11 protein-coding genes, 1 tRNA gene and 2 rRNA genes are annotated in these 10,330 nt (G+C 70.3%); 8 read left to right on the top strand and 6 right to left on the bottom strand.

Features of this window, described 5'->3' with window-relative positions:
- Window positions 1-31: 31 nt before the first annotated feature.
- Both AB0K08_RS14775 and AB0K08_RS14780 read right to left on the bottom strand, forming a co-directional pair.
- Window positions 32-499 (bottom strand): hypothetical protein, encoded by a 468-nt coding sequence (locus tag AB0K08_RS14775; RefSeq protein WP_363355764.1) that lies wholly within the window; start codon window positions 497-499, stop codon window positions 32-34.
- Window positions 500-504: 5 nt separating this feature from the next.
- Complete coding sequence (locus tag AB0K08_RS14780; protein ID WP_363355766.1) at window positions 505-2,229, bottom strand: S-layer homology domain-containing protein; 1,725 nt, start codon at window positions 2,227-2,229, stop codon at window positions 505-507.
- A 146-nt stretch (window positions 2,230-2,375) separates the two neighbouring features.
- On the opposite strand from AB0K08_RS14780, the gene AB0K08_RS14785 reads away from it, so the two are divergent.
- The 7 genes from AB0K08_RS14785 to AB0K08_RS14815 are packed head-to-tail and all read left to right on the top strand — an operon-like array spanning window position 2,376 to window position 8,104.
- Complete coding sequence (locus AB0K08_RS14785) at window positions 2,376-3,269, top strand: fumarylacetoacetate hydrolase family protein (protein WP_363355768.1); 894 nt, start codon at window positions 2,376-2,378, stop codon at window positions 3,267-3,269.
- The gene (gene rraA, locus AB0K08_RS14790) at window positions 3,266-3,757 is read left to right on the top strand and encodes a ribonuclease E activity regulator RraA (protein ID WP_363355770.1); all 492 of its coding nucleotides are present in this window, start codon (window positions 3,266-3,268) and stop codon (window positions 3,755-3,757) included. The genes AB0K08_RS14785 and rraA overlap by 4 nt, the downstream gene beginning before the upstream one ends.
- Window positions 3,754-4,425, top strand: a complete 672-nt coding sequence (locus AB0K08_RS14795; protein WP_363355772.1) for an NAD(P)-binding domain-containing protein — start codon at window positions 3,754-3,756, stop codon at window positions 4,423-4,425. Before rraA ends, AB0K08_RS14795 begins: the two co-directional genes overlap by 4 nt.
- Before the next feature lie 27 nt (window positions 4,426-4,452).
- On the top strand, window positions 4,453-5,952 hold the full coding sequence (locus tag AB0K08_RS14800; RefSeq protein ID WP_363355773.1) for a DUF5129 domain-containing protein: 1,500 nt from the start codon (window positions 4,453-4,455) through the stop codon (window positions 5,950-5,952).
- Between the two features lie 39 nt (window positions 5,953-5,991).
- The gene (locus tag AB0K08_RS14805; protein ID WP_363355774.1) at window positions 5,992-6,516 is read left to right on the top strand and encodes a carboxymuconolactone decarboxylase family protein; all 525 of its coding nucleotides are present in this window, start codon (window positions 5,992-5,994) and stop codon (window positions 6,514-6,516) included.
- A 10-nt stretch (window positions 6,517-6,526) separates the two neighbouring features.
- Window positions 6,527-7,696, top strand: a complete 1,170-nt coding sequence (locus AB0K08_RS14810) for a pirin family protein (protein ID WP_363355775.1) — start codon at window positions 6,527-6,529, stop codon at window positions 7,694-7,696.
- A 48-nt stretch (window positions 7,697-7,744) separates the two neighbouring features.
- Window positions 7,745-8,104: a GNAT family N-acetyltransferase gene (locus AB0K08_RS14815; protein WP_363355776.1), complete on the top strand. Its 360-nt coding sequence runs from the start codon at window positions 7,745-7,747 to the stop codon at window positions 8,102-8,104.
- Window positions 8,105-8,167: 63 nt separating this feature from the next.
- Here the strand turns inward: AB0K08_RS14815 and AB0K08_RS14820 are convergent.
- Window positions 8,168-8,244 (bottom strand) — tRNA-Pro (locus tag AB0K08_RS14820).
- A gap of 172 nt (window positions 8,245-8,416) precedes the next feature.
- On the opposite strand from AB0K08_RS14820, the gene AB0K08_RS14825 reads away from it, so the two are divergent.
- Window positions 8,417-9,067, top strand: coding sequence for a hypothetical protein (locus AB0K08_RS14825; RefSeq protein ID WP_363355777.1), 651 nt, complete (start codon window positions 8,417-8,419; stop codon window positions 9,065-9,067).
- Here the strand turns inward: AB0K08_RS14825 and AB0K08_RS14830 are convergent.
- The 3 genes from AB0K08_RS14830 to AB0K08_RS14840 form a co-directional block, all read right to left on the bottom strand.
- Window positions 9,064-9,696 (bottom strand): hypothetical protein, encoded by a 633-nt coding sequence (locus tag AB0K08_RS14830; protein ID WP_363355778.1) that lies wholly within the window; start codon window positions 9,694-9,696, stop codon window positions 9,064-9,066. The two genes, AB0K08_RS14825 and AB0K08_RS14830, sit on opposite strands and share 4 nt — an antisense overlap.
- Before the next feature lie 73 nt (window positions 9,697-9,769).
- Window positions 9,770-9,886: ribosomal RNA gene (gene rrf, locus AB0K08_RS14835) — 5S ribosomal RNA — on the bottom strand.
- 238 nt (window positions 9,887-10,124) lie between these two features.
- Window positions 10,125-10,330: ribosomal RNA gene (locus AB0K08_RS14840) — 23S ribosomal RNA — on the bottom strand; the annotation flags it as partial.

The following is a 10,330-nucleotide window of genomic DNA, read 5'->3' on the forward strand; positions in this document are numbered from 1 at the left end:
GCCTCCATTCTCCCCCGGAAGCGGCGGTTCCTCAGACGCCTCCGCCGGGGGTGAACAGGTCATCGCCCATCAGGGGTTCCCCATCGCGCTCGAAGTAGACCTCGGCGCCCTCCTGCACGCTGCCGTCCGCCAGGGTCAGGTCCGCCACCAGGAACGCCCCGTTCCACCGGGCGTCCTCCACCGCCGTCACACCGTACTTGGCGGCCAGGTTCGCTCGGACGTTCTGGTGCGTCTGCCAGGCGCCCACGGCGGAGAACCCGGCCAGCACCACCGCCAGACCCAGGCAGGCGTAACCGGTCCACCGTTCCCTCCGGATGTCCCGCAGCAGCTGCGGGTCCCGGTTGCGCCCGGTCCGGCCCGTGAAGCGCAGGTGCCGGTGGCGCCGCCACGCGGCGTGGCCGATGACGCCCGCCGCGATCACCACCAGCACCCCGACCACCCACAGGGTGGTCACGGGCGACTGGAAGTCCACGGCCCCATAGGGCGCGCCACCGGGCACCGCGCCTACTTCAGCGAGGCGTAGCCGCGCGTGACGGTCATGTCCGCCAGCTGGTAGGCGTCCACCCAGAAGGGACGGGTCCACGGATCCAGCACCAGCAGGCGGTTCGTGTTGGCGTCATAGCCGGTCACCGGCATGTGGTGGCGCAGGGTGAAGCGCCCGCCGGTCTTCGCCCGGTGCAGGGGCGCCTGCTCGCCCGGGGTGGCGGCGATGTTCACCAGTCCGGGGACGCCGGCCTTGATGGAACGCACCATGTCGTCCCGGAACCGGATCCGCTGGTCGTAGCTCGCCTTCTGGGAGCTGCCCGGGATGGTGGTCACCTCGTAGCGGACTGAGGCGGGGGCGTGGTAGTCCATCAGCCGCGCCACCTGGTGCAGCCAGGTCCCGTCCCGGTCGGTCTGGGCCTCCTTTGCCATGGCCGCCTGATTGGTGTTGATGCCGAAGGCGTCCAGGGCGATCACCACGGAGGCCGGACCACACCAGTAGCCATTGGGCTGCGCCTCCCACGTGGCGTTCAGCTCGGTGATGCCCGGCCACTTCTCCTTCGGCACCCGGACCGTGCCCGTCTTGGACAGGGCGGACTTGGCGTTGCCCGCCTCGAAGTCCCGCATCAGGTAGCCGCCGTGGACCCAGCCCTTCACCGAGCGCACGGTGATCTCCCGCCAGGTGGCGCCGCTGACGGACTTGCTCCGGCCGGTCCAGACCACCTTGGTGTTCCGGGCCAGGGAGGCGACCTTGCGGTAGTTCACCCCGGCGCCGCTGCGCACGTTGAGGCCGTCATCGGCGATGACCACGTAGCGGTAGGCCAGGGGGATCTCGGGCTCCGGATCGGGCTGCGGCTCCGGCTTCGGCTCGGGCTTGGGCGCCGGCTTCGGGGCGGTGGCCGGCGGGGCCGGCGTGCCGTGCAGGAGGGTCTCCAGGCCGTAGAGGTACTTGGAGGTCTCGCCACGGGTGACGTCCCTGGTCGGACGGAAGGTGCCGTCCACGTAGCCCTTCACCATCTTGTGCTGGTACATCCAGGAGATCTCCGGGTAGGTGCCCAGGCTGGCCGGGACGTCGGAGAAGTCGGGCTCGGCCGGGGGCTGGTAGTCCTCGTCTCCGGCGTACCGGAACAGGTACGAGGCCAGTTCCCCGCGGGAGATCGACCGGTCCGGACGGAATGTGCCGTCCTCATAGCCGTGGACGATCTCCTGCTCGGCCATCCAGGAGATGGCGGTGAACTCCTCATCGCCCCGGACCGGAGCGACGTCCGCGAAGTCCCGCGTGGTGCCCGCGTCGTGCTTCTCACCGGACATCCGGTAGATCATCAGCGCGGCCTCGCCGCGGTTGATCTCCTTCTTCACCCCGAAGCTGTGATCCTGGTAGCCGTTGGTCAGGCCGTCGCAGGCCATCCACGTGACGTGCGGGTAGAAGGTGCTCCCCGGGGCCACATCGATGAAGTCCTGCTTGCACGGCCCGAGGTGCTTCTGCGCCGCCGCGGCCGATCGGCTGCCGGAGGCATCGGTCCCGGCGGTCCCGCCGGCGTCGCGCCGGAGCCCCTCCAGCACGGAGTCCTGCAGGACGGGCTGGTCCTCATCGAACTGGGTGGACTGGTCCAGGGGGTTGAGCGTCTCGGAGTCGGCGTACGCCGGAGTCGCCACCACCGCCCCCGGGATCAACAGGCCCGCGGTGAGGGCGGTGGCGAGAAGGCGCCAGCGCGCGGTGCGGCGGCGGGGGATGGAACGGGACACAGGGGTCGCCCTTCGTCGGTGGAGTGATGGGTGCAGGAGTATTCCCTCCTCCTGCGACCGTTTGCATGATAACCGAACTAGGTTTCCACACGGTGACGGCGGCCACAACCGTTCATGGCCGGTGCCGGATGTGGTGGGATAGGCGCATGAAGCTCTGCACCTATCGACTGCCCGGCTCGGACCCCCAGACCCCGGGCGCCACGTTCGCCGCCCTCGTCACCCGGACGGACGGCTCCCGCGCCACCGCCGCCGTCGAGCTGGAGGGGGTCATCGACGTCGGCGACTTCCTCTCGCTGCCCGAGCCGCAGCGCACCGAGATGGTCGACGCCGCGCTGGCCGCCGCCGCGGAGGACGAGAGCCGTGTCCTGGACGCCACGCAGCTGGAGCCGGCCACGCTCATCCCGTTCCCCACCAAGGTGTTCTGCATCGGCCTGAACTACCGCAACCACATCCTCGAGACCGGGCTGGAGCTCCCGGAGCACCCGGCGGTCTTCACGAAGTTCGCGCAGACCCTGACCGGCGCCACCGACCCGATCGAGGTCCCGGCCGAGGACCACCGGCTCGACTGGGAGGGCGAGCTGTGCGTGGTCATCGGCGAGCCCGGACGGCGGATCCCCGAGGACCAGGCCGCCGCCCACATCGCCGGCTATGCGGTGTCCAACGACGTCTCCGTCCGTGGCTACCAGGGCCGCACCACCGAGTGGACCCAGGGCAAGGTCTGGGAGGAGACCACGCCGATCGGCCCGTGGCTGGTCACCGGCGACGAGTTCACCCCCGGTGCCAGGATCACCACCCGCGTCAACGGCGAGGTGATGCAGGAGGACTCCACCGGGGACCTGGTGTTCGGCGCGGAGAAGCTGGTCTCCTACCTCTCGGACCTGGTCACCCTCCTGCCCGGGGACCTCATCCTCACCGGCACGCCCGCGGGCGTGGCCCTGGCCCGGAAGAACGACGACGGCCGGCGGCCCTGGCTGAAGGCCGGCGACGTCCTGGAGACCGAGATCGAAGGCCTCGGTGCACAGCGGAACGAGATCCGGTGAGCGCCCGGCCGGCCGCGGAGACCACGGACTTCACCACCTGCGACCTGTACGACGCGGACGAGTCCCTGCAGTCCTGCTCGGTGCAGTTCCAGGACCTCGGTGCGCGGAGTCGGTTCACCGGTCCGGTGCGGACCATCCGCTGCCACCGGGACAACGGCCTGGTCAAGCAGGTCCTGAACTCCCCCGGCCACGGGGCGGTGCTGGTGGTGGACGGCGGCGGCTCACTCGAGTCCGCGCTCATGGGTGACCTGATCGCCGCGGCCGCCGTGCGCAACGGCTGGGCCGGGGTGGTCATCCACGGCGCCATCCGGGACCGTGCCCTGGTGGCCACCCTGGACCTGGGGGTGAAGGCCTTGGGTTCCAACCCACGCAAGTCCGCCAAGGACGGCGCCGGTGAGCTGGACGTGGCCGTGGAGTTCGGCGGGGTGAGGTTCACCCCGGGCGCCACCCTGTGGGCGGATGAGGACGGGATCCTCGTCACCCCGTGAGCGATGCACCGGTGCTGACCATCCTCGGGGCAGGGCGTGCCGGCACCGCGCTGGCCCGCGCCGCTGCCTCCGCCGGGATGGACGTGCGGATCGCCGCCAGCCGGCCCCCGGCGGCCCTGCGTCTGCACCTGGCGCAATACGCACCCCGGGCGACCGCCGTGGCGGCGGCAGACGTAGCTGCGGCAGACGTGGCGGCGCCCCTGGTGGTCCTGATGGTCCCGCAGGAGGACCTCGACTCCGTGGACCCTGCCTGGTTGCGCGGCGCGGTCCTGGTGGACGCGACCAACCGGTGGGACGGCGAGCCGGTGCCCGCCTGGCTGGAGTCCGGGCTCGACGCCGGCCTCTCCAGTTCCTCGGTCCTGGCCACCCGCTTCGCCGGCTCCACGGTGGTGAAGGCCCTGAACCACGTCAGCCACTGGGACCTGGACACCGCCGGCCGGCGCCTCGACCCGGCAGACCCCGACCGGCGCGGGCTGGGAGTGGCCGCTGACAGCGCCCAGGCCGCGGCCGCCGTCGGGCAGCTGGTCCTGGGGCTCGGCTTCGCCCCGGTGTTCCTTCCCGACCTCGCCGCCGGACGGGTCCTGGAACCGGAGGGGCCGGTCTTCAACCGGCCCGTGTCCGGTCCCGAGCTGGCCCGGCTGACCGGCGGTACTGTAGGTCGGGACTGACCCGACCACCACCGCAGGGGGCCCTTGATGACCACCGACACCGTCCACCGACCCTCCCGACCGGTCACCGGCTGGTTGTTGGCGCTGGGCCTGTTCCTCGGCCTGCTCGCCGCGGCCCCCGCCGCCCTGCTGGCCGGGGCGGGCCCGGCCCAGGCGGCGCCGGAGGGCATCGAGCTCGCGGACGAGGCCGGGGTGATCCACGAGCCCACCCTCCGGGAGGGGCTGGCGGACGTCGACTTCCATGAACCCACCACCGTGGTCGTCTGGACCCAGCGCGGCGAGGCCGAGTCGAACCTCAACGAGCGGCTGCTCGCCGATGCCCGCGAGAACCACCCCGAGTGGATCAGCGACGACGGGCAGAAGTGGGCGGACGGGCTGTTCATCTACGCGATCGACCCGCAGGGCCGGCAGCAGGGGGTCTACTTCGGCGAGGACCGCAAGGTCGGCCTCAGCACCCAGGAGGACATCCAGGAGGACGCGGTCGACTCGCTGCAGGAGGCGAACTGGACCCAGGCCGCCCTCGACGCCACGCGGTCCGCCGCCACCGTGATGAACCGTCCCTGGTATCAGCATCCCGGGATCTGGGTCGGCGGGATCATCGTGGTGATCATGGGCGGCATCTTCGGCGGCGCCATGGTGGCCAGCCGGAAGAAGCAGCGGCAGAAGGCCCGGGCGGACCTGGACCGCGGCGACCGGGCCTTCGCCAATGTCAGCACGGACCTCGAGGCCACCGAGCTCAACGCCCACACCGTGCCGGAGGACTCCCGTTACGGGGCCCAGGTGCTGGAGCGGTACCGGACCTTCCACGAGCGCTACCTGGTGGCGGCGCGGGAGAACGACCGGCTCTCCGGCATCGCCGAGAGGAAGTTGCACCGCAAGGAACACCGCCAGGCCATCACGGCGTACCGCGAGACCACCGAGGAGCTCGACCAGCTCGATGACACGGTGGCCAGCACCAACACCCTGCTGAACAGGTATCCGGGATGGCCCGAGGCCTGGGACCTGCAGACCGCGCCGATGCGGGAGGACCTCGGCCAGATCGACGGCCTCGTCTCCGGGCAGAGCAAGCTCACGGCGGCCCAGCTGACGCCGTTGCGCTCCTTCAAGCCGGAGGCCGAACGGGAGCTGGAGCGACTGGGCGCCGGACTGCAGACCGGGGACCTCTCCCCCGACGACGCCCTGGACGGCCTCGCGGCGCTGCGCGCCCGGCTGACCGAACTGCTGGAGCAGTTCTCCACCGCCCAGATCGAGGCCTTCGCCGAGTCCGACGCGGAGCGCTCCACGCTGGAGCAGCAGATGCGCCGGGAACGGACCCGGGCCTCCCGCCGGCCCGGTTCCATCCTGGACACCGTCCACCAGCCCGGCTGGTTCTGGACGGCCACCGCGTACAACATCGGGTACAGCTCCGGGATGTCCTCCGTCACCCATGCGCGTGAGCAGGCGGCCTCCGCCTCCTCCGGATCCACCACCGGCTACGGCAGCTCCGGGGGCAGCTTCTCCGGCGCCGGTTCCTCCTCGAGCTTCTGAGCCGGGAATGACCGCACGGGCCCGGGGGTTGGCACGGACATGAGCACCGCAGAACGCACCGCCGCCTCAGGCGCTGACCGGACCGCACGGCAGGATCCGCTGTCCTTCTTCCTGGACAAGTCCGATCCGGCCGCCTGGAAGGCCGTGGGCGGGTTGTCCGTCGCGTCGAAGAACGCCGCAGCAGCCGCCGGACTGGACGACCAGCTGGTGGAACTGGTGAACCTGCGGATCTCCCAGATCAACGGCTGCGCGTACTGCCTCGAGGTGCACACCCGCAAGGGGATCGACGCCGGCCTGGACGCCCAGCGCATGGGCCTGCTGGCCGCGTGGCGGGAGGCCGAGGCGCTGTACAGCGAGACCGAACGGGCCGCCCTGGACCTCGCCGAGACCGTGACCCTGTTGCCGGGTCAGGAGGACCAGCACGTCAGCCAGCTGACGAGCCACCACGTCCTGACGGATGAGCAGTACTCCGCGGTCCAGTGGCTGGCCATCACCATGAACGTCACCAACCGCATCTCGATCCTGTCCCACCACCCGGTCAGGCGCCGGGAGTCGAAAGGCTGAGGTAGTCACCATGAGCAACACCGAGAGGGACCCGCAGGAGACGATCTGCACGAATGAGCCCGGGCCAGGCCCCCTCTCCGGCCCGCGGTTCACCGAGGGCCTCTCCGACGGGGTGGACCCCCGCGCGGGCACCGCCGGGACGGTGGAGCTGCTCGAACCCCGTGCGGTCCCCCTCGGCGGCCCGCGCGCCATGACGGTCAAGCGCACCCTGCCGCAGCGGGCCCGCTCGCTGATCGGCGCCTGGTGCTTCCTGGACTTCTACGGCCCGGACGACGTCTCCTCCACGGGTGGCATGGCCGTGCCCCGCCACCCGCACACGGGCCTGGCCACCGTCTCCTGGTTGTTCACCGGCCGCGTGGACCACATCGACTCCGCCGGCAACTGGGCCACCGTGCGCCCGGGCGAGGTCAACCTCATGAACGCCGGGTCCGGGATCACCCACTCCGAGTTCTCCACCGCGGACACCACCGTGCTGCACGGGGCCCAGCTCTGGTACGCCTTCCCGGACCATGCGCGGTTCGGCCCGCCCTCCCTCGAGGCACACCGTCCGGAACCCGTGACCGGGCCGGGCTACACGGCTCGCGTCTTCCTCGGCTCGTTGCTGGGCTCCACCTCCCCCGTGAAGACCCACCTCCCGCTGACCGGGGTGGAACTCTTGCTGGAGCCGGGTGCCTCGCTGGAGGTCGACGTGCCGTCGGACCATGAGCACGGCCTACTCCAGGTCAGCGGAGCGATCTGGCTGGACGGCGTCCAGGTCCCCGAGGACCACCTCGGATTCGTGGGTCCCGGCCGGACCCAGATCACCGTCACCGCCGGTGACGAGCCCGTGACCGCCCTGCTGATCGGCGGGGAGCCGCTGAACGAGCAGATCATCATGTGGTGGAACTTCGTGGGCCGTACGCACGAGGAGATCGTGGCCTGGCGCGCCGCCTATCAGGCCGAGATGGGCTTCGAGGTGCCGGACGAGCGATCCCCGCTGGCCGGCGCCGTGCCCTCCGGTGAGCCCCTGGGCGCGCCGGTCTCCGGAGCGCTGCTGGACGGCTCCATCGGGTCCACCTACCGGGACGGGCTCGCCTTCCCGCAGTACGGCGACTTCCCGACCGGGACCCCTGCGCCGATCCCGGCGCCGGCCCTGCCGACCATCCGGATGAAGCCGCGCGTGAATCCGCCGGCCCGCTGACTCGCCCCACCCCCCACCCCGACCCGACCCGACCGAGAGGCAGACACCATGACCGAGCAGACCCCGAGCCTGGACCACCCGAAAGTCGTCCGGGGCACCAAGCCACGCTATGAGATCTTCGTGGACGACTCCGGCGAGCCCGCCGGGAAGACCTACTTCACGGACCGCGAGTCCGTGGCCGGGGTACGCCAGCGGATCTTCCCGCACACGGAGGTGGGCGAGGAGTTCGGGGGCCACGGGCTGGCCTCGAAGCTCGTGCGGGCCGCCCTGGACGCCTCCGTGGACGAGGGCTACCGGATCGTGACGGTGTGCCCGTATGTGAAGGGCTGGGTGGAGAAGCACCCCGAGTACCAGGAGCACGTGGACCCCACCACGCCGGAGCACCTGCAGGCGCTGCAGAGCCGCTGACAGCCGGAGACACCGCAGGCCGCCTCCGGAACACCGGAAGCGGCCTGCGGTCTGTACTCACTCTGGTCGGGGTGACAGGATTTGAACCTGCGGCCTCGTCGTCCCGAACGACGCGCGCTACCAAGCTGCGCCACACCCCGTTGAGCGTGGTTCCACGCCGTCACCGGCCGGGAACCACAGTGATCCATCCTAGACCGCGGAAGCCCGATGAGCAAAACGATGTCACGCGCCCGGAACGTCACGTCACTACACTGGGGAGAGCATCCGCCGATGCCCGGGATGCAGCACCGTCCGGAGTAATCAAGGAGTTCTGTGGCTACCAGCGATGACGGCCCCCCAGGTCCCCACGGCGTCATGGCCTTCATCAGCTCGCGGCCGAACCTGGCGGGCCTCCTCGTGTTCCTGGTGGTCTTCCTGGCCACGGTCCTCGCGTCCCAGTCCCCCGCGGCCGCCGTACTGGCCGGGCTGCTCGGCTACGGTGCCGGATACTTCCTGACCCCGGCCTCGACGAAGACCTATGCCTCGGGGATCCCCGTCCACGGGGCCACGCGCCAGGACATGACCGAGCGACTGGACGAGTTCCAGCAGACCGTCCGCAGGCATCGCTCCCAGCTGCCGCCCAGCGGTAACCGGGAGCTGGCTGCCCTGGGCGCCTACCTGCGCGAGGTGATCGCCCGCTGGGAGGATGTGACCCGGGCTCCCGAGCAGCGCATGGTGCTGGAGTCGGTGGTCTACCAGTACCTGCCCAACACCCTCGAGGTGTTCCTGCGGATCCCCGATTCCGCGAAGCCGGCGGCGGCTCCCGAGTGGACCCGGCAACTACAGGTCCTCAGCTCTGAGGTCGCGCGCAGCCGCGACGCCGTCCTGAAGCACGATCTCGAGGCGATGCGCAGCAACGGGCGACTACTCGAGCAGCGGTTCGAGGACGGGGACCTGAAGATGTTCCGGGAGAACGGACTCTAGGACCGCCCACCGTTGCCCTCGCGGCCGGTGCCGTCGGGGGACCCGCCTGCCTCATCCAGCATCCGGCCCCCGGTGAACCGGCCGTAGGCCGTCAGGATGGCCGTCCACTCCCCCAGCCACCGGGCCGCCTCACTCCCCCGCACGCGCAGCTCCGTCCCTGCCGACTCACCGGCGGTCCAGCTCAGGAAGACCCGGCCTCCCTCCGCAGGCACCGACGAGGCACCGGCGACGGCCGGGGCGCGGCCCAGCCAGTCCAGTTCCAGGGTTGTCTCTGAGGCGCCGACCACGGTAGCCCAGCGATGGATCTCTCCCTCGGTGCCCTCCTCGAGGAGCTGCCCCTGCCCGAAGTAGACGTGGCCCTCTGGGTCGGTGGCCTTGACGGCCCGGGGCCACCACAGGTGGGCGTCATCCAGGAAGGCGCCGGCGGCGTCAACGATATCCAGCGGGGTGAGCACGGCCACGGCCCGATCCGCGCGGTCGGCTGCGGCTCCGCTGTCCACCACCGTCCCGGGCACGGTCTCCGCCGCGGTCGGCGGCACCCCGGGGGGCTCGCCCCCGGCGCTGACGGCGCCGGGGCCCGGTGCCGCGTGGGGGTCCTGGAAGGGATCGAGGAACAGGCTGCTGGACATACCGTCCATCACATCACAGTTCTTAAAGCACAGAAGCCCTGGACCGTGAGGTCCAGGGCTTCTGGTAATGGTTGTCCGGCGGCGTCCTACTCTCCCACATCCTCCCGGATGCAGTACCATCGGCGCAGTGGGCCTTAGCTTCCGGGTTCGGAATGGGACCGGGCGTTTCCCCCACGCTATGACCGCCGTAACCCTGTCACCCAACCGTTCGACTCCTGTCCTGCCACGCCTCACGAGGTGAGGGGCGGGCCCAGGGTGGTCGTGGTGGGTAGTCTTGTGGTTACAACACTACATGTTGCACTGTTCAGTTGTCTTCAGACACCCCCTGGTGTCTGAAGGGATCTCGGGTTGTTGTTTCGCAACCGCATAGTGGACGCTACGCATCTGGCCATCCCCACACCCCTTTTGACGTTGGTGTGGGTGGTTTGTGTGTGTAAGTTATCGGCCTATTAGTACCGGTCGGCTTCACAAGTCGTTAGTCCTTGCTTCCACGTCCGGCCTATCAACCCAGTGGTCTGCTGGGGGCCTCCCGACCCGAAGGTCGTGGAAATCTCATCTCGAAGCTGGCTTCCCGCTTAGATGCTTTCAGCGGTTATCCTTCCCGAACGTAGCTAATCAGCGGTGCACCTGGCGG

The sequence above is a fragment of the Citricoccus sp. NPDC055426 genome (genome assembly GCF_040677445.1).
Classification (GTDB): domain Bacteria; phylum Actinomycetota; class Actinomycetes; order Actinomycetales; family Micrococcaceae; genus Citricoccus.